The sequence below is a fragment of the Aurantibacter sp. UH7 genome, from assembly GCF_056839165.1.
Genome location: NZ_CM166388.1, coordinates 2,734,868 through 2,758,498, shown reverse-complemented (window position 1 = coordinate 2,758,498; position 23,631 = coordinate 2,734,868). Strand labels below are relative to the sequence as shown.

Below are 23,631 nucleotides of genomic sequence, written 5' to 3'. Positions count from 1 at the left end.
CATTATAATTACGCTCGACAAGGTAGAACTAAATCAACTGAATGACTAGTTTTTTAATACATTGCTGAAGTGCATTGAAATCAATTCACCTAAATCATAAAAAAAAGACCAGCCTTTTTTAAGTGGATGGTCTTCTTATTCAAATCTGTTTTTTGAATGCTATAATAAATCCAATTTAAACTCTTAAAAATTAGAGAATAAAAACAACACATCAACTATCAATTTAGTAATTGAAAGCTGATGTGATTTTCATTTTATTATTTCCTAATCATTAATTTATGTTTAGATGTGTTATTATCACTTGTAGTAATAGTCATATAATACAAACCACTTTCAAAACTTGAGACATTAAATATAAACTCACCATCACTAACCTTATGAGAATAACCATCATAAGTTCTAATTAAACGACCACTTACATCATAAATCATAAGTTCAGATATATCTAATACCGCATTACTAAGTGAAACTTTAATATCAATAATAGCTGGATTTGGCAATATTTGAATTTTGTTTGGCACTACTTTTAATGCAGTATCACCATTAACAGAATTCTCGAATACACCTTCAGCAATTGTAGATAAATTATCTTCAATGATTCCTTTATTACTATTATTACAGCTAAAGTCAGTTCCACCTAAACCACTTGGAGTGGCACCAGTTTTAGTAACATATAACTTATCTAGACCAACACCTTCCTCGCGATGTGCAAAATCAATTGTATTGGCTCCATCCTGTAAATTTAATGTTACAAAAACATCTCTTCGTTCCCCATCATGTAATTGTCTCCAACTAAAATCCCCATCACTTAAAATGTAATTCCATTTAAGCCAAGAACCACCATTAATACGAACCCAGAAACTATCATTATTTCCTGTAGGAGTATCAGTCAATGCATAAAGCCTATACGTACCAGCCTCTACAGATAAGTCAAATCTTAACCATGAATCCTCATCCGTAGGAGCACCGCTAAAATTATTGCCAGATGGTGACATTACATATTGCCCACCGGATCTAGAATTATCTTTAATAACGGTCCAATTAGAACCTACATTTGCGCATTCTGCTTCTAACCAAACTTCATCTTTAATTGCTGGGTTAACAGTTACAACAACATCATCAGTACCTACTTCATTTTCATCATCGGTAACCGTTAACCTGAAAATATAATTACCCTGCACAAGGTTACTAATTGCAGTGTTAGCACTAGTAACATTTGTAATTCCAGCATTTGTTGGACCATCTAGTTGTGACCACGCGTAAGTAACAACACCTCCATCAGGATCACTACCAGAACCAATTAAAGTTGTAGTATTGTTAGGTAACGTAACTATCACCTCAGTGCCTGCATTGGCTATAGGCGCAATTGTTGGAATACCGCCTGTACCAATAATTTCAATTGCGTTAATTATTGGATGTCTTGTACCGCCCACTGCAGCTAAAGACGAGAAGTCGATATCTAAATTACCACCAGTAACGGTTACCACATGTGTTTTAACTAACATTGTTTGTGCTCCACCAGCTTGTGCAAATACATCTAGATTATCCTCAACTAAGGCACCTTCAACATTTACATCAAATACTCTGCTACCTATTCCACCAGTTCCACCGCCTGTGGCACCGAACCATACTTCAGCAAAATGAAGTCTAACCGTATATTCACCATCAGTTAACGGAATGTCATATGACATCGTTTGAGAACGGCTATAACGAATTGTACTATACGGCTGTGGAAGACCTGTTTGTGGTCGACTCAAACTATTACCCGTATTAAAGTACTGATCAGCAACAAATTCATTACCCTGATAGGTAGTTGTTGGACCACCTGCATTAATTCGCAATGCAAAGTCATTCACAACTTCTTCTGGTAATACTGTTATAGATATATCATCTGAAGCCGAAGCATCATTATTATCAGTTACCGTTAATCTGAATACATAAGAACCTTCAACTAAATTTCCAACTGTTAGTGTTGAAGAATTTGCTCCGTTTAATAAATCACCGTTTGGACCACTTACTTTTGTCCATGCATACGAATCAATGGTTCCATCTGAATCACTACCAGAACCTACTAACTCAATACTATTGGTAGGCAACGTAATTGTTTCATCACCGCCTGCATTTGCAATTGGATTCTGATTTGGAATCACTTCTGCATCTACTTGAACAACCACATCATCAAACGCAGTGGCATCATCAGAATCAGTTACCGTAAGTCTGAATACATACGTACCTTCCACTAAATTCCCAACTGTTAATGTTGAAGAATTTGCTCCGTTCAATGATTCACCATTTGGACCACTTACTTTTGTCCATGCATACGAATCAATTGTGCCATCTGAATCTGTTCCAGAACCAATTAATTCAACACTATTGGTAGGTAGTGTGATTGTTTTGTCATCGCCCGCATCTGCAATTGGAAGCTCATTAGTATCTGTTACTGAACCAAGAATTTCAATAGCCGATAGTTTAGGTTGGTTAACTCCATCACTTCCTGTAGCATCAAATACTAAATTCAGCTCACCATCGGTAATGGTTACATCAAAAGTTTTAGTCACAGCTGTTTGCGAACCTACTTCTGCGTTAATATCATAATCATCGATTATGGTATTACCCTCCATAGTCACATCAAATACACGTTGATTTACTCCACCTGAACCTCCGCCATTGGCTCCCCAATAAATTTCCGCAAAATGAAGTACTACACTATATTCACCGTCCGCTAATGGAATATCATACTCAAATGCAGCCTGATTAGAGCTTCGCTCAGTTTGATATAAAGAAGTAACCGTTGCACTGGTATTTTCATATGCTTTACCGCCAACAAAATTCTGATCCGCTGCAAATACCTCACCATTATGTGTTAACTCTGGACCACCTGCATTAATACGCAATGCAAAATCATTCACAACTTCTTCTGGCAGTACTGTTACAGATACATCATCTGAAGCCGAAGCATCATTATTATCTGTTACCGTTAATCTGAAGACATAAGAACCTTCAACTAAATTCCCAATTGTTAGTGTTGAAGAATTTACACCGTTCAATGACTCACCATTCGGACCACTTACTTTTGTCCATATATACGAATCAATGGTTCCATCTGAATCACTACCAGAACCTAATAACTCAATACTATTGGTAGGCAACGTAATTGTTTCATCACCGCCTGCATTTGCAATTGGATTCTGATTTGGAATCACTTCTGCATCTACTTGAACAACCACATCATCAAACGCAGTTGCATTATCAGAATCAGTTACCGTAAGTCTGAATACATATGAACCTTCCACTAAATTCCCAACTGTGAGTGTTGAAGAATTTGCTCCGTTCAATGACTCACCATTCGGACCACTTACTTTTGTCCATGCATACGAATCAATTATGCCATCTGAATCTGTTCCAGAACCAATTAATTCAACACTATTAGTTGGTAGCGTAATTGTTTTGTCATCGCCCGCATCTGCAATTGGAAGCTCATTAGTTACACCTAAACCTATAACCTCTATAGCTGATAACTTAGGCTGATTAACACCATCACTACCTGCTGCGTCGAATATTAAATTCAATGTACCATCGGACATCGTTACATCAAATGTTTTAGTTACCGCTGTTTGCGAACCGACATCTGCATTAATATCATAATTATCAAGTATGATATTACCTTCCATTGTGACATCAAATACACGTTGGTTTGCACCAGCTGCTCCGCCACCATTAGCTCCCCAATAGATTTCGGCAAAATGAAGCACTACTTTATATTCACCGTCCGCTAATGGAATATCATAACTGAAAGTTGGTGGTGATGCACTACGTTCTGTTTGATACAAACTAGAAACTGTAGCACTCGTATTCTCATACACCTTACCGCCAACAAAATTCTGATCAGCAGCAAATACCTCACCATTATATGTTAACTCTGGACCACCTGCATTAATACGCAATGCAAATTCATTCACAACTTCTTCTGGTAATACTGTTACAGATACATCATCTGAAGCCGAAGCATCATTATTATCTGTTACCGTTAATCTGAAGACATAAGAACCTTCAACTAAATTCCCAACTGTTAATGTTGAAGAATTTACACCGTTCAATGACTCACCATTCGGACCACTTACTTTTGTCCATGCATACGAATCAATGGTGCCATCTGAATCTGTTCCAGCTCCTACTAACTCAATACTATTGGTAGGCAACGTAATTGTTTTGTCATCACCAGCATTTGCAATTGGATTCTGATTTGGAATCACTTCTGCATCTACTTGAACAACCACATCATCAAACGCAGTTGCATTATCAGAATCAGTTACCGTAAGTCTGAATACATATGAACCTTCCACTAAATTCCCAACTGTGAGTGTTGAAGAATTTGCTCCGTTCAATGACTCACCATTCGGACCACTTACTTTTGTCCATGCATACGAATCAATTATGCCATCTGAATCTGTTCCAGAACCAATTAATTCAACACTATTAGTTGGTAGCGTAATTGTTTTGTCATCGCCCGCATCTGCAATTGGAAGCTCATTAGTATCGATCTCTGAACCAATAATTTCAATTGCGTTAATTATTGGATGTCTTGTACCGCCCACTGCAGCTAAAGACGAGAAGTCGATATCTAAATTACCACCAGTAACGGTTACCACATGTGTTTTAACTAACATTGTTTGTGCTCCACCAGCTTGTGCAAATACATCTAGATTATCCTCAACTAAGGCACCTTCAACATTTACATCAAATACTCTGCTACCTATTCCACCAGTTCCACCGCCTGTGGCACCGAACCATACTTCAGCAAAATGAAGTCTAACCGTATATTCACCATCAGTTAACGGAATGTCATATGACATCGTTTGAGAACGGCTATAACGAATTGTACTATACGGCTGTGGAAGACCTGTTTGTGGTCGACTCAAACTATTACCCGTATTAAAGTACTGATCAGCAACAAATTCATTACCCTGATAGGTAGTTGTTGGACCACCTGCATTAATTCGCAATGCAAAGTCATTCACAACTTCTTCTGGTAATACTGTTATAGATATATCATCTGAAGCCGAAGCATCATTATTATCAGTTACCGTTAATCTGAATACATAAGAACCTTCAACTAAATTTCCAACTGTTAGTGTTGAAGAATTTGCTCCGTTTAATAAATCACCGTTTGGACCACTTACTTTTGTCCATGCATACGAATCAATGGTTCCATCTGAATCACTACCAGAACCTACTAACTCAATACTATTGGTAGGCAACGTAATTGTTTCATCACCGCCTGCATTTGCAATTGGATTCTGATTTGGAATCACTTCTGCATCTACTTGAACAACCACATCATCAAACGCAGTGGCATCATCAGAATCAGTTACCGTAAGTCTGAATACATACGTACCTTCCACTAAATTCCCAACTGTTAATGTTGAAGAATTTGCTCCGTTCAATGATTCACCATTTGGACCACTTACTTTTGTCCATGCATACGAATCAATTGTGCCATCTGAATCTGTTCCAGAACCAATTAATTCAACACTATTGGTAGGTAGTGTGATTGTTTTGTCATCGCCCGCATCTGCAATTGGAAGCTCATTAGTATCTGTTACTGAACCAAGAATTTCAATAGCCGATAGTTTAGGTTGGTTAACTCCATCACTTCCTGTAGCATCAAATACTAAATTCAGCTCACCATCGGTAATGGTTACATCAAAAGTTTTAGTCACAGCTGTTTGCGAACCTACTTCTGCGTTAATATCATAATCATCGATTATGGTATTACCCTCCATAGTCACATCAAATACACGTTGATTTACTCCACCTGAACCTCCGCCATTGGCTCCCCAATAAATTTCCGCAAAATGAAGTACTACACTATATTCACCGTCCGCTAATGGAATATCATACTCAAATGCAGCCTGATTAGAGCTTCGCTCAGTTTGATATAAAGAAGTAACCGTTGCACTGGTATTTTCATATGCTTTACCGCCAACAAAATTCTGATCCGCTGCAAATACCTCACCATTATGTGTTAACTCTGGACCACCTGCATTAATACGCAATGCAAAATCATTCACAACTTGATCTTTAGCTTCTACATCTACAGTAAAAGTATCCGTAAGATTCCCTGCATCAGTAACTATTAATGTCACTGAATAAACACCAGCCAAATCATAAGTATGTTGCGTTTGTTCATTCGTAGAAACCGGAGTTCCATCACCAAAATTCCATTCGAAAGTCAGTCCACTTTCTGCATCATTAGATGCACTTCCATCAAAATTAAATTGAAGTGTATTTAACCCTCCTATTGGTGAAATTTCGGCTATTGCATTTGGAGCAGAATTACCAACTCCAGTAACTGTAATAGTTACATTATCAGTATGCGACAAGCTGAAATTATCTGTTACTGTTAAACTTGCTTGATAAACACCCGCAGCGTTATAAGTATAATTCGTAACAGCATCTGTAGATGTTCCAATTCCATCACCAAAATCCCAAAGATATGACACGATATTATTGTTATCATCGGTAGAGCTACTTCCATCAAAATCTACATAAAGCGCAGCAGCACCTTCGATAGTATTCGTAGTTATTACAGCCACAGGTGCTTGATTCACTTCATTAATAGTTATAGACACATTTGCTGTTGCCTGTAATCCTGTTTCATCTTCAATTGTATAACTGAAAGAGTCAGAACCTATATAATCAATTGTTGGAGTATATAACACTTCAGTACCAGCTTCATTCAAATCTGCTGATCCGTTTAATGGATTCTCTACGGAAACAATAGTTATCACATGTTCATTTGGATCAGAATCATTTTCTAATAATTCTAAATTGACAGCTACATTTTGTTCTGTTTCATAACTATCATCAGTCGCAACTGGGGGTTCACTAATACTAATTTCAAAACTAGTCGAAGCAGTTAAACCGTTTGTATCTTCTGCAACAAGTTCTACCGTATAATTTCCAGTAGTCCCTACCGGAGGAGTACCTTCTAAAACACCTGTTGTTGGATCAAAACTCATCCAAGTTGGTAGTGACTCACCATTTGCAGTAACATTAATTTCTAGAATATTTCCAGGGTATCCTTTATCAAAATATTCATTACTATCTACTGTAAACAATTCATCTATTGAAACAAACAAATCTGCTATTGGTTGCGCTGTCGGCACAGCCTCCGGTCTAATATTGATAAAATAAAAGGAGTTATCATTCCAATCGCAATTTGCAGAACCTGCTCCACAACCATTCGCTATAAAGTCCATTAAGCCGATATACTCATTAGGTATAACATTACCATTATGATCAATTACTTTGTACATCCTAAGACCTAATAATTCTTGTCCTGCAGAATTGGTTTTTCCAGACGAAACTTCACCTGAAATATTAATTCTGAATGGCTCATTAATAGTAGTAGCTGTATCAAAATTGATATCACTTCCCTTTTTAGGTAATAAGGTTTGGTACCATGTGTTATCGTGACTAAAGTTAATTCCACCTACTGTATTATTGTTACTAGCTCCAATAAACTTGGCTCCATTGGAACCTGGACCACCATGCAACGCAGATATCTGCATACCTATTACTGGTTGATTAGAATCAGCTTGTACAAAAGTAGATGCTAATACTAAATCACCTTCATAGCCAGCATCAATATTTGCCGGATCAGGGTAGTTAGAACTTGGCCTATAAGGAAGGTTATTTGCAGGTGAAATAGTTCCTTGATCATTGACAACACTCAACATACTTGATTCAAAACCAAAGGCATCAAAAACTTCTTGAGCGTTTATTTCATCGCCACCTTCAGGTTGAGGTGAATAAGCACCATGAAGTGAAGCCTTATTTTCTAAAGCATTATCTGCATTAGAAATAACTTCAACAGATTCTAAAAACATTCCATTACTAACAGTACTGGTACCACCAACAAAAGTAATATCTACTTCAGCATAACTACCAGTGGCTATTGTAATCGGTAATGTTGCTGCAACACCTGTGTTATCTATTAATTCAAATGTAAAATCATTTGCATCTGAAATGTTTACTGCAGTCACCACCAACGGACCAGTACCTGAATTATTCAATCGCATTACGTTTGAATCATGAACCTCTGCTTGACCAGGATTACCTAGTCTATGAAAAGTATAATAGTCATCTGCAGGGAAACCTCTATCAGTACCCGGTATCTTAGTCATATTTTCTAGTGCTAATAAAGCGCCGGAAGGAGTTTCAATAATAAAATTATAGGTCTCCTCAGAAATATTACCATTTGCATCTTCTGCAGTAACCACTAAAGCATGGCCGCCTACTTCTACTACACTAATTGGCGCAGTATATGATTCCAAAGCATTACCATCTAATGTGTATTCTAAACGAACAATACTGCCGCTTTCACTTTCATCTATAGCACTTAATGCAATTGAAACATCACCTCTGTAAGTATCAGCAGCACTGCTATTTCCATCGAAATCAGCTACAATTGTAGGCAACAATAATGATGTATCTATTGGCGCTAATCGTATATAATTTGGTTTTGCATTTGCGCCTCCGGCACCTAATGATAAGCGTAAAGTTCCATCGGTAACTTCTACCATGCTTGTTTGTTCAAAATTTCCAAAATCGTCAGGCGCAGTACTTTCTTGATCATAATTAATAATAGTTATACCATTAACTTCTAAGACATGATTACTATCAGAATAGTCAGGGTCTCCGACACTAATATTAACCGAATATGAACCGTTAGGAACATTTAATAACCAGTCTCTTTGAGGATATGTCGCCGTACTGTTATGTCCAATAATAGTGAACGTACTCAACAATGCATCACCATTTCGGTTTCTACCATTAACGGCAGCATCGGCTGGAGTTAACGTACCTGGCTCAACCCAACCATAAGTCAAATCACCTAAAGTCGTATTCTGTATACCATAAGGTACGCCTAGGTCATCGATATAACCTTGCGGTGAGCTTGCTATATCTTCAGCATCTTGGAAATTAAATTGATATACATATACCAATTCATTTGTTACACTTAGATTTATCGTTATGGTGGCATCTTGATAATTAGGAGCTGAAGCTGTAATGATTGACTGATAAGAACCTACTGAGAGTCCTGAAACATCAACACCAATTTCAAATGAAGTATTTAAATCATAACTGCTTGGTAAAACAACCCAATCTTCTGTAGCTGATAAATTAATTTCACCAGATGTAACCCCTCCATTTCCAGAAAGCACTATTTCTTGAGTAGCTATATTTTCCTGATTTACTGATGCAACAAAGTTTAATTCATCTTCGTTAAAATCTAAAACTAAAGTACCATCTTCATAAGGCAATACATTATCAATAACGAACATATAATCTTGATAATCCCCATTAGATGCATCTTCAAATGCAATTAAATAACTATTTTCTATTGGATTTCCTTCTCGATCTGCCATTGGATAAATTCGGGTACGATGAGTTACCCCTGTTGGCTGAAGAGCATTGAGTGCATCTTCCGTATAATTAACTCTAGAGAAGGTATTGGAATCAACATAGAACCCAAATACTGCTCCTTGAGGATCAAAGCTATTATCTCCTGAAACAATTGGAGGAAACAATGTTTGCGCATTAGCTATTTCGCCTTCTAGAACTCCAATCTCATTAGGAGTAACTACACCTTCTATATTAGTATACCATCCGAATGGCAATTCTTCTGCAGGTGAATATCTTCCAACAGGTGTTACGTTAATTGGTGCATCTGATGCTTTAACCCACAACTCGACTTCCGCTTCTTCGCCACTTGGATCAGGATTAGTACCATTCGAAAGGGAAGTCCAACCTACACTAACTCCAATTCCTAAAGCATCGACAACATCTTGTAACGCCGGTTCCTCACCACCTTCAAAGCCAGCTTTCTTCAACGCATGTAATCCTACTTCGAAATTTGGATTTACTTCATCATTACTAGTAATAACAAGACTTGCTTCTTGATAACCAAGATCAGAACCATTTAAGTCGGGTGCGTATGTAATAGTATAAACCTGAGATTCACCTGGTGCAAGCGTAATAGCACCTGAAGGAGTAATAGCGTCAAACTGACTAGCATATACTCCTGAAATAGTAGCTCCAGAAATATTTAATGCTGCAGTACCATCATTGGTAACAGCAACGGTTTTAGTATCAGAATTATCACCTTCATTATTTACTGTTATCTCAAAAATTAATTCATCAGGAGTTGAAGCAATTTCAGGTCCTACTGTTGCAGGCACTGTAGCTCTTAACAACGTTAATTTAGGCGTTCCATTGTTATCTCTATCGTACTCAGAAATATAAATATTACCCGTTTTAGGATCTTCAATAACATCTAATGGATCATCAAATCCACCTAAGCCTGGCACATCACCATTTACATTTGCAATATCGCCATTCGACTTTGGTTGCATTACAATTAAATCATCTTGACCGCTAAAACGCACAACCATTAATAATCCTTGAAGTTTACCTCCAAAGGCATTACTTTGATATTCTATTGCTCCATTTGGAGATTTATTTTTACCAAAATCAAATGCTGGTTGTCGATAATTTGGATCAGGTAATAAGTCATTAGGATATTTACCCACATCGGTATAAGACGCTTCTTCTTGTCCTGGCAATCCACTATATGGAGCTCCACCATGGTTCAATACAAATTCACCTCTATAAGGATTTGGGTGACCATGGTATGACCCACCTTGAGTTTTAAATAACCAATCCTTTTGTGTTTCACCACCATTTAATGCAGGTGCATCTGGAATTGTAGTTAAACCGTCTATTCTTCTTGCTAAAGGATAATCATCGGTAGAAGGAGAATTCGGTGAATTATTATTATTACCCGCCGTACCATTCGTTGGAATATACAGCCAGCCATTAGAGTGCCATACCAAATCATATGCATTACGAACTCCTGTTGCAAATATTGTTACTGGAGCATTGGTAGCAAATGGATTATAAGTACCATCGCTCATTGTAGAACTACCAGATGTTGCACTGTTTATTACAGCAATATTATCCGTAGTATATGCGCTTAAAGGTAATGTAGTAGGTAATTTATCTAGCTCTACTTTTAAAATAGCACCTGCTAATAATCTTTCTGGTCTATTTACCCAATTCGGATCAGGCTCCCCACCCGCAGTATTACTTCCTTGACTGATAAACATATCACCCTGTGAATCAAATTCTATACTATTTGTTAAGTGATCTTTTCCAGAACGTGGTAAGTGTATTATTAAATCTTCAACTGTTGATAGTGTTGGACCTGTAAGTTTACTTAATACACCATCCCATTCAGGACCATCAGTTACTGATGCCGCACTATGGGTTACATATGCAATTAAATTTTCTGGAGTTGAAGCAGGATCAAAAGCAAGACCGATTATTAATCTATCATTGTTATTTCGAGCTCCATCTTCTGGATGAATTGCTCCTTGCAATTCTGGTGAAAGAATTTCTAAATTCTCTAATGTGCCATCAATGGCCATGTCCCAACGATAAATCTTACCATCAGAATTAAAGTTACCAATTGTACTTGCATATAATTTTCCATCAGGACCAATAACCAAACTTGAAAAACGTTGATTAGTAGTTCCATCACCTAAGGCTACCCCGCCCGGCACTTTTGTAAATTCTACACCCGTTAAATCCAATTCAGCGACTGTATCTTCATCGCCAGTTGTGAATTGAGATTCAAACTCAGCAAATGCCAAACGATTAGAAGTATCACCAACTAGATTTGCTTCAATATTACTTGAAAGCCTAAAAATATACGTAGTGAAGGTTTTTAATGGATTTAATGGTGTTAGTGTAATTGCATCTCCCCCACCCGTATCATTAGAATTTGATGGAACTAAAACTTCTCCAGCTCCAGTTACTTCATACAGATTTACGTTACCAGCATAGGTAGTTTTATCCAGCTCATAACCAACTGGCGTAACAACTTCTACATTTATCTGGAAGTCATTTATAGCTACATTGGTTGCATTATTACTTGGTGTAACATTTGTAAAGTATGGTTCTGTAATTACACCGCCTTCAGTTATTGTTAAGGAGTTAATTTTTGTATTGTGCCCTCCCGTAGCATCAATGGTTAATCTACCATCCGAAACTGTAACGTTAGTAGTACCAGTGGTAAACCTAGTGGCTGAACCTTCAGTTCCTATCGGTATGTAACCATCTATAATATTTATTCCTTCTACATTAATTGTGTGGTTAGGAATGTCATTAGAATTTGAATCCACATCTGGATCCCCTACCCCTACTGAAACTGTGTAATTTCCATTTGGCACAGCAATTTCCCATATCCCTTCTGTAAGAACACCATTAGTTCCCGCACCATTATTTACATCGCCATATTGCATATGTATTAATGTGTTTTGAAGTATATCAACACCCCCAACATCTCTATTTCGTGCGTTATCAGATAAATTTAAAGCAGTTTGCCCATTGGTTGTTAACCAACCATAAGAATATGTATTACCTCTATCTGCGAAGCCTAATCCTGAATCTACTATATAACCTGTCGGAGGCACATCTTCAGGTAATGAGAAATTAATTTTAACTGGTTGAAACGTTACTAGATTTTCTGGGGTAATAGAGAAATCCTCAAATGCGTATTCAACATCAGCAATAAACTCCGTCCGTTTAGTTGCGTAAACCCCCGCAAAACTTTGATTGCTATAATCCGTATTTCCATTTAAATAGACATCAGGTAGTGGTAGCGATCCAACTTCTATTTCTGCACCATTATTTAAAGTATAATAAGCAGTTAGCAAATCATTATTAACATCAACATAAAGTCTAAGCCTAACATCACTCGTATGAAGCCCTGAAACATCGTTAGCAGACACTTTATCAGCATTACTTGAAACACCACCAACCTCAGACCTCAATTCTACTTGACCGCCATTAGTTGCATTTAATTTAACAAAATTGTCTTCATCTAAACCAAACCATAAACCACCTTGTTCGGAGTTATTACTGTCATCCGAATACGGATTTATTACTGTAGTTTGAATACTAAAATTACCGACTGTACTTGCATCAAATGCAACGCCCAAAGTATTTATTTGAGAATTAACGTTGGTACTAGTGCCTGAACCAGACCCATTAATTATATACGCTATACCATTATTTGCATTTATTTTTAAATTATCATCTGAAATACTAAGTTTTGAAGGTTCATAACCGGGTACATTTGGATTAGAAATAGCGCCATCTGCGGTAATTCTAGCCGATGGATTATCCACCATTGTAAATCCAGTGTCATTTAAGCCACCTTCTGTACCATCAAAATCTAGTGTAAATGGAAGTGACACGGAAAGTTCTGTACAATCTAATATACTAATTGGCGAACATGCCACTACTGGCGTATCATCAAAAGGTTGGATATTTCTGGCAATTACAACGATATCTTGGTAATCAAATCCTGAAATATGTTCTTCTGTTGCAATAATATATGCATTGTCTTCACCTGGAAGTTCATAAACTCGAACATGATGTGGTATTGCATTGCTAAAAGTATTTAAAACATCTTCACTAAATAACTGTCTATCACTAAAGAAAGGCCATCTACTAACAAATCCGAAGCTTTGTATTCCTGGATCAAAACTTAAAGCTCCGTTTACAACAGGATTTAAAGTTTGTCCATTTCCAGAAGTAGTATTTTCTACATTAAACACTTCCGTAACACTATTTGCATCGCCAGATTCATACCATCCAAATGCTACAATTGGGTTATCTGCTTCCGGACCGTATACACTTAAAACCTCTAAGGTTACCGGCGCGTCACTTGCTCTTTCAAATTTTTGAATAGCAACCTCATCTCCTAATATATCATTGTATGTTAATCCACTTTCAAAATCAATTAAATTAGTAGTTGCGTTAGTATCGCCAACATTAACAACTCCTTCTCCTAGTTGTGTATTTAAAATCCACTGTAATGAAGGCTCATTAGAACCACCCGTACCTGCTTTTCCTAAACCATTTAAAGAAATAATTACTGGGTCAGCATCTGTTCCAGAAAGTACTAATTCAGCATACTTAGGACCATTAGATGTTGGATCAAAAGAAATTGTAAATGACCCAGAATTCTGAGCGGCTATACTTGAAGGCAATCCAGAAAAACTAAATTGACTAGCATCGTCCCCATTAATTTGAGCAGAAATATTATTTAAAGTTGCATTACCTAAATTAGATAATGTAATCTCCTCAGAATAACTATTTGTACCACTAGTAACAGCATCACCTGTAAAATCTTCAGTATTAACAACAATCACTGCTTTTGGTGTGGATTGATTACTTGGCTTCAGTAAAATTATGGCACTACTGCCATAATCAGAAACATAAATATTTCCAGTATTCACATCTTCTGTAAGGTCTAAGGGATCATTAAACCCAGTAAATCCTGGAATACCTTCTTTGTAAGTAGAAATATCACCATTGGAACCATCAGGAACAAGAGCAATTATATCACTACCTCCACTATACCTAACAACCAAAATAGCACCTTGAAGATTGCCATTTTCAGCATTGCTTCGATATTCTATCACTCCATTAGGTGATTTATTAAATTCAAAATCAAAAGCCGCTCCTCTATAATTTACATCAGATTGAACTCCATCATAAGCCGATTTATCAACATCAGCATCACCCCTGTTTAAAACAAATTCCCCTCGTAACGGGTTCGGGTGGCCATAAAAACCTGTTGAACTATTTGGGTCTATTCTAAAGAGCCAATCACGTTGAACCTTATTTCCATTTGAAGCAGGAATAACTGGATAAAGAGGATTTGAATGATCATAAAATGTTCCATCTGGTCTACGAGTGCCATTTATTGAGGCTGGTGCATTACTGCCACCTGCTGTTCCATTGGTTGGCACATATAATTGACCATTAGTGTGCCAAACTAAATCATAAGCATTACGAATACCGGTTGCAAAAAGAGTTAATGGTGCATTCGTATAATAAGGATTATACGTACCATCATCTGTAAACGTTTGACCTGCCTCCGTATACGTTGAAACCGTAGAAGTTAAAGTTGGCGAACCCGTATTAACACTATTAACAGCAACAGGATCCATAGTTGTTTTGGCATTTAATGGCCATTGACTTTCAGGAAGCTTATCTAAATCTAGTCTTAAAGCAGAAGCTGATAATAATCTTTCTTTGCGATTACCCCAAGCATTATCTGGAGCCCCTGCAGCACTATTACTACCTTGATTAAAATATATTACATTAGGCTCACCAGGTTTAAAAGCAATACTATTTGTTAAATGATCTTTCTTAGATCTTGGTAAATTAGTTACGATTAAATCTTCATTTTCTAAATTTGCTCCCGCAAGTCTGGAAATCTTACCATCCCATGCTGGAGCATTGTTTAATGCACCCGATTGATGCGTGATATAAGCAATTAAATTTGTTGCTGTAGCATCTGGATCAAATGTAAAACCAATAGCAGCGCGAGAACCGTAAGTGGACTTCCATGAATTTAACAATTCTTCATTAGCAAGAGTACCGTCTGCATTCAAATCCCAACGATGAATATCACCATCTATTTCTAAACCATATAATTTACCATCGGGGCCTACTGTTAAGGTAGAATATTTAGCACCAGAAGCAACTGCTCCAGCATTCTCAAAAGACACATTATCTAAATCTGTGGTTGGGCCACCTCCACCACCTCCAGTTGTAAAACTAGAAGTAAAGAATGCGAAAGGCTCTCCAGTGACATCAAGAACACCATCAATTTCTACAACATAAGTTGTATTAGCTTCTAAGGGTTGCGATGGCACTAAACTAATAGCATCTCCTCCTCCAGTACCATTTGCAGTAGAGGCAATTGGCGTGGTATTTCCTTCTTTATAAATTTTAACCGTTGTACTGCTAATAGTACTATTATCAACTCCTGTGTTTCCTATTTCATCGAAATTTGGTAAAAACAGATTATTAGCTGAAATACTTGCGTTAACAGAAACATCAGTTGCTCCATCTGTAGGTGAGATTCCTAAGACAAGTGGTGTTTGAATTTCTCTTACTTCTAAATTGATAGTTATAGATGCATTTTCATAACCTAATTCAGGCTCATCGATTGCAAAAACAGTAGTACTGTATGTACCCGCTGGAACATTGTTTTTTATTGTAAAAGTAACTTCACCTACTTCAGTTTCTGATGGTAAAATCAACCATTGAATGGCGTCAGGATCATCTGAGAAGATTACCGTCGGACTCCCTGAGGTAGAAGAAAGTTGTGTAGTTTGTACTGGTATACTTGTCCCTACATTTCCAATAAAGTTAAGCTCAGAAGCATCAAAAGCAAGTTCTAAAGCAACTTCTTCTGCAATTATTTCGAAATCTTTAAATACAGTAGTAAACGACTGATCTGCCGCAGCATTTCTATGTGTTGTAAAAATTCCCGCGAAATTTAATTCATTAGCTGGATTTGCAGAATCATAAGATATACCAGCAAAATAAGAACTCGGCACAGGTAAGAAATCTGTACTATCAACTACTTGAATTTCAGCAGCACCATCTAAAGAATAATAACCTTTAACCGTATTATTTATTGGATCCAACTCCAATCTAAGTTCAATTTCACCTGTATTCGATGCTATATTTCCAGTATTCAATTCTAAGAAAGCCGCTGCAGACGTAGTTTCGTCCATGTTCTCAACTTGCAATTGTACTTTTCTTGTCGTATTGCCTGTTTTAAGAATCGCTAATTTCACATAGTGATCTTCATCTAAACCAAACCAAATACCAGATTGCTGAGAGCTATTTCCAGTACTTACTGAAAAATCAGGATTATCTAGGGTTGAAGAAATATTAAAAACACTTGTAGGAACGGTTATTCCTGTACCAAGAGCATTTATTTGTGAATTTGTATTATTACTTCTTGGTGACCCCACTGGTTGATTATAAAAAATACCTTTTGTGCTTACTATTGCTAATCCAGATGCATTTTGCGTAATTAAACTCGGTGCATAACCTGGAACATTTAAATCTGCAATACCATCGTCGGTGGCCAAACGTGTACTTGGTTCTAACACCATTGTTAACCCAGATTCTGACATATTACCATTCGCTACTGTAAAGTCGAGAGATAATGGCAATGAAGCTTCAATTTCATTACAAGCTAATGTACTTATTGGTGAACAAGGAATTGAATCTTCGGTTACCGTTATAGTCCAATTTTCACTAGTTATTCCATCTTCAGCTGTTATTGTATATATAAATGGAGAACTAAAATCTTGTGGAGTGTTAGAAAGTGGATTTATAGTTGCCCCTGATGATAACTCAATTACAGGAGTTAATGCTGTTAGTGTAGTTCCGTTTATTACTTCAATTGCAATTGTATTGTTTACCTCATCAATTGTAGCAATACCAGTTTCCTCCACAAAACTAAATGCTGTTATTTCCGTTGCCGTACTTACATTTGCCGACTGAATACTAAAATCATCAAAACTAGCAGTGAATTGTGCACCAGCTCTGTGCGTCGCAAAAACACCGGCAAAACTCATATTATCTTGAGCTCCAGAATCATTAATATCTCGCCCTGTGAAATAATCTGCTGGTATTGTAATAGTACCAAGTAACACTTTATTACCAGAACCAATAGTATAGAAAGCTTGAGCTGTTAAAGTAACTGGATTCACACTTAATTCGAGGGTTACATCATTCCCAGATGCTCCAACATTGTTATCCTGTATTTGTTGCGATGTGTTCGACTGTCCAGCAGTTTCAGCACGGATTTCAACGTTATCATCGTTAACATCAAGCTTAACAAAGTTATCCTCGTCATAGCCGAACCAGATCCCTGCTTGTGCTGAATTTGCTCCCGTTATTATATTTAGTAATGTTGATTTAATTGTAATAGCTTCATTCAAGCCATCAAAACCAACTCCCAAAGTATTTATTTGGTTGTTGTTATTATTACTTGCTGGAGGATTTAAATATGCAATCCCACCTTGTGATTGTATTTCTAACACACCCGAACTCAGAGATAACAGTGAAGGTTCATATCCATTTAAATTTGGATTGGATACTGAAATATCACCAGCTCGTCGCGCTTCAGAATTTTCAAGAACCATGGTAAAACCAGTACCTTGATCTGAACTCTCGAATATTGAATTTTCAACCGCCGTAGAAAAATCCAAAATAAGCGGTAGAGAAACTTCAATATCATCACAATCTAATGTACTTATCGGCGAACAATAATCTAATGTTATTACCTCAGTAACATCAACTGTAATGTCAGCAGCAACAGTATTGACTCCGTCGCCAACTTCAATGGTCAACACATATTGAGGGGTTGTATCAAAATCCAATTCTTCTGCTAAAGTTATCTTACCAGTAACATTATCAATATCAAACGTACTACCAACATTTCCTGCAGTGATTGTATAATTAAGACTTGCAGAATCGGAGTCGGTAGCTACAATAGTACCTATTGAAGAATTTATTGCAAGATCTTCGGCTGCTGTAAAAGTTTGTGCATTTACAACTGGCACATTATTTATTTCTTCAGTAACAATTAATGCATAATCTGTAGCTATACGCACAGGACCTAATTTTGCATCATTGGTATTTGAAGAACTAATAAATAAACGTCCTATTTCAGGTGTACCCTGCACTGTATGTGTACCCGCTGTTGTCCAAATCGTTTCATTGATATTTAATTTTGGTTGGGTTGTCCAAGAATAAGTTATTGTATCAACACCATCCCATTCACCTTTAACAACAAACTGGAATACCTCATCAGAATCAACTGCCAAGTTACCGTTATCCGAACCAGCACCAGCCAAACCAATTCTAGCAATTAATCCTCCAGACCCATCGGTAGAAACTTGTTCGCGAATCCATTGGTCACCTCCAATTTCATCATCAATTCGCAGTGCAGTTCGAACTCTTGCATTTGCACTCGTCACCTTAAAATAAGTACCAAAGTAAAAAGGCTCATTGGCAACTAAAGTTATTGATGAATTATCTAAAGGAATATAATCGTGTGTTTGTCCCCCTAAAGAAAAATCAAGTGAATTCGTTGTATTTGGTGTTAAGCCTTCAGCGATTACTGGAATTACGGCCCCTGTTCCATTTTCTCTTAACCAATCTGAAGACGCCACTACATGTAGATTACCTACTCCGTATGAATCAAAATCTTCAATTAAAGCAAAACCAGTTGTTTCATTAACATCCGTTACAGTTATAGCGATATCTTGTACAGCAGTCAATGACCCTGAATCTGTAAGAGTTACTTGAATATTATAGACATTATCCGCTCCAACATCTAGTGGAGTCTCGAAATCCGGCGCAGCTATAAAAGTTACAACACCTGTTACGAGGTCAATATCAAAAAGTGAATCATCAACTAAACCGCTAAGTGAATAAATTAATCCCGGTCCTTCGACATCAATATCATCAGTAGCTTCAACGTCTATTGCTGCAGTTTGATTTTCCTCAACATTTACTGTGGCAGCACTTGTAATTAAAGGTGCAGTATTTGCAGATGCAGCTTCGGTTACTGTTACCTGCCATACTTGCGTAGTAGTACCATCTTCAGCAGTAACTGTATAATCTACAGCATTTGTAAAATCTTGTGCAACTCCACTTTCAGGACTTATTGTTGCATCATCAGAAATGGTAATTGTCGGTTCTAATCCAGTTACTAATGTGCCATTAGAAACTTCAATTACAATTGTATGTGCTATTTCATCAATAGTAGCTTCAGCAGTTTGTTCGGCAAACGTAAATGCTAGAATATTGTTTTCCGTACTCGGTGCTTCTGTTACCGTTACGGTCCAAACTTGCTCCGATGCATCTTCGGCCGTCACTGTATAATTTATAGGATTCGTAAAATCTTGTTCTACTCCACTTGCAGGGCTAATGGCGGCATCATCTGAAAGCGTAATTGTCGGCACTAAATTGGTAAGCAAAGTACCATTACTTACTTCAATTGCAACTGTTTTTGCTGTGTCGTCAATCGTAGCAGCACCTGTTTCATTCGCTAAAGCAAATGTGAGGATTTCTTTTTCATCATTTAAAGCAACAGGTAAAATTTCTATTGCTTGTACAATTGCATTATTCGTTGAAGCTGTGAAATCTATATTAAGTTCTCCATCAGTTACTATTACATCATAACTTTGTAAAGCCAAAACACCTTTCCCATATGTAGCAAAAAGGTCTAAATCATCTATTACGGTATTACCTTCTATTGTAACGTCAAAAATTCTAGCAGCCGCTGCTGTTTGGAAATTTTCGACCATATGCAATGCTATGGTATAAGTACCATTAGCAATTGGAAAATTATAACTGAATTCTGGTCCATATCTTCTTGGTTCATACAAATTTTCATGACCATCAATTAAGTAAGGTGTATATGCTGTATTAGAAGTAGAAGTTACTTGAGTTTCTTCAAGATATCCTGAAGCTTCGGCAACAAACAAATCAGCATCTTTGGTATAATCTGATCCAAAAACATTCATTCGATAAGGAGCGGTGACAGTTGAAACAACGACTGCTTCAATTGTAACATCTGCAATTAACTCTGCAGGTTTAAATCCTTTTGCAGTTGCAATTATTTTGTTATTACGAGTATCATTTACAGCCAATGCAGTTGCATCCGTAGTAAAATCAAATTGTCCTAAAGAACTTGTTATTGGCAGTGTTAACCAATCATTTTCACCAGTAAGTGTTTTATCTTCGGCATTAATATTATCATTAATTACCAACCCAATATTTGTAGCTCCTGCACCAGATAGTGAACTTGAAAAAGTATCTGTAGCTCCAATTGCTAAAGTTTCACTTATTGTGTTTGGTGAGAATGCAAGAGTACCATTGACAGGGGTTCCTGAGCTTTCTACTACATCAATATAATTGATTTTTGAATTGAAACCACCCAAACCATTAAGTGTCAGCAAACCATCAGTTACATCAACAGTAATCGTACCACTTCTATTTTCATTTGGCGACGGCACAAATGCAGAAACTACGGTATATCCTTCAACCGTTGCACTATGTCTACTATCAACATCATCACCTTGATCACCTAAACCAACGGTTACGTCGTACGTTCCATTGGGAATTTCTAATTCCCAAAAAAGTTCATTTCCTCTGGGTTGTCCTCCCCAAGAAGCAACTCCATTATTTCCACGAATATTATCACCTTGAAAATGAACTAATGTACCTTCTAATTTTTCTTGGTCCGTAGCTGCTAAATAAGCAGTGTTTCCTAATCGGTTTCGCCCAACTCCATTACTATTTGAAGTTGCTTCATTAGAAGCATCTATTGCAATTCCGTCAGAAGCATTTTTCCATCCATAATTGTAATCATTGGAACCAATACTTACCGAAGAAAAGCCAAATTGTTTTCCATAATCTGCTAAATATCCACTTGGTGGAATGACCGCATTATCCTGAAAGTTCACATGTGCTTCAAAAGGTGTCGATTCTTCTGTCACTGAAAAACTATCATAAGAAATCACTAAAGAACCGCCGGTAGAATTTCTAGTACTGGTCATTATTCCAGCAAAAGAAATTGCATCTGTAGCTATATTATTATCATGATCTACACCAGCTAAGAATGAAGAAGGTACGCTTAATGAATTACCAGGACCTACCACTTGAACTTCAGGAGCGCCGTCTAAAGAATAATAACCAGTTACCGTATTTGTAGTGGGATTAATAGAAATCCGTAAGGTTATATTTGCAACGCCATTAGTTGACACATTAGCAGTATTCAACTCATCAATTGTCATCGTAGTACCAGAACCAGTTGCTCCACCAACATTTTGTTCTAGTGCCAATTGAAATTTCTGAGCACTTGTACCAGGTCTATCAACTGCAACTAATTTGACAAAGTTGTTTTCATTTAATCCAAACCAAATACCTGCTTGTTGTGATTTATTATCTGGAGTTGAAGAACTAAAATCTGGCTGTGTAAATGTTGCTTCAATATTTATAACATCAGAACCAAGACCTAAACCAACACCTAAAGCATTCATTTGAGAATTGGTGTTCCCACTGTCAGAAGGTTGATTATAATTTATCCCTTTTGTGGCTGTAACATTAAGCTGTCCAGATGACAATGTTAAGTTACTACTTTTTAGTCCTGGAACATCTGGGTCTGATCCAACATCATCAGATGCTAATCTAGAAGATGGAGCATCTACCATTGTAAAACCAGTAGCTAAAATACCACCTTGACCTCCATTAAAGTCTAAATTTAGCGGCAATCCAACTTCCACTTGACTACAGTCCAGTGTACTTATATTGGAACAAGGTGTTTGGCCAAAAGATAAGGCCGAATAGAAAAATAGAATTGAGAGTAGGGTAATTTTTTTCATATAGTGGAGATTGTTGTTGGTTTATTGGTTTGGTTATAAATAAATAATGGCCTAAATAGACTTCCAATGTGAAATCTAATTGGCCAAAAAAATAAATGAAGTGTAATACCAAAGCTTCGAGTAAAAACATATACAAATATGCTCTGCTCGAAGGCGTTGTTTAAAATAAATATAATACTATTCAATACACCCCGATGATGCATAGGGAACCTTTGGAAGTTATCCATTAGTTTGGTCAATTTAGATGGTTTACCGGGGGAAGCACAACCTAAGCTGGGACCTAATTCAAAATTAAGATTTGGGAAAAATCCTTAATATAAGATGAAATATATATAAATATTATCGATGAAGTACACTGTAATAGCATCTTACCCGATGAACGGTATCATAAATTAGTTGAAATACACTTTTCTAACAAAAACATTTTGCTTAAAAAAAGACTTAGACTCAAATCAAATTTGCAAAAATATACAGTGAAACTTATTTGACGAGTCGACATAAATCATCATTTATAAAATGATAAATTATCTTCAACATTAGAATTCATTTGCTAAGATTTCAACTATTATTCCGGCTATTTCTTCGAATCAATAAACTTGGACTTATCTGTAATTACTATCTTTAATATCCAGACCACTTTTTAAATGAAAAGAAAGCTATTAAAATTAACAACAACCTTTATAGTTCTACCTTTGTTAATTTTATTCATTTGTGACATTACCATTAGTAGTTCGGCCAATGGCAAGACCTTCGACAGCACCGATGATATTCCAAAAAATAAAGTAGGACTAGTTTTAGGCACTTCCAAAAAATTAAGTTCAGGCCATTCTAATCCCTACTATGAATATAGAATTACCGCAACTGTTAGATTATACAATGCAAATAAAATTGAATTCGTTTTAGTTAGTGGCGACAATGGTAGTCGATATTATAATGAGCCAACTACTTTTAAAAAAGACCTCGTAAAAGCAGGTATCCCTGCAAATAAAATATTTCTAGATTATGCTGGTTTTCGAACTTTAGATTCCATGGTCAGAGCAAAAGTAGTTTTTGGCTTGGAAAATGTAACTGTTATTTCTCAGGAATTCCATAATGAACGTGCTATTTATCTTGCAAAACAAAAAGGTTTAAATGCAATCGGATTTAATGCTAAGGATGTATCTGGACAAAATGGACTAAAAGTACACGTACGGGAATATTTTGCTAGAGTAAAAGTCTTTTTAGACATGTTTATGAATACGCAACCAAAATTCTTTGGCGATAAAATTGAAATTAAATAGAT

Annotated in this window: 2 protein-coding genes; one reads left to right on the top strand and one right to left on the bottom strand. The window is 36.7% G+C overall.

Annotated features, from left to right (window positions below; all coding sequences use genetic code 11):
* Positions 1-257: 257 nt before the first annotated feature.
* On the bottom strand, positions 258-22,349 hold the full coding sequence (locus tag UH7x_RS11470; protein ID WP_482360074.1) for a PKD domain-containing protein: 22,092 nt from the start codon (positions 22,347-22,349) through the stop codon (positions 258-260).
* A gap of 644 nt (positions 22,350-22,993) precedes the next feature.
* On the opposite strand from UH7x_RS11470, the gene UH7x_RS11465 reads away from it, so the two are divergent.
* On the top strand, positions 22,994-23,629 hold the full coding sequence (locus UH7x_RS11465; protein WP_482360073.1) for a SanA/YdcF family protein: 636 nt from the start codon (positions 22,994-22,996) through the stop codon (positions 23,627-23,629).
* Positions 23,630-23,631: the final 2 nt, after the last annotated feature.

Bases quoted from the DNA above. Each gene is read 5' to 3' on its own strand.
- UH7x_RS11470 (WP_482360074.1), bottom strand. From the start codon at position 22,349: ATGAAAAAAATTACCCTACTCTCAATTCTATTTTTCTATTCGGCCTTA.
- UH7x_RS11465 (WP_482360073.1), top strand. From the start codon at position 22,994: ATGAAAAGAAAGCTATTAAAATTAACAACAACCTTTATAGTTCTACCT.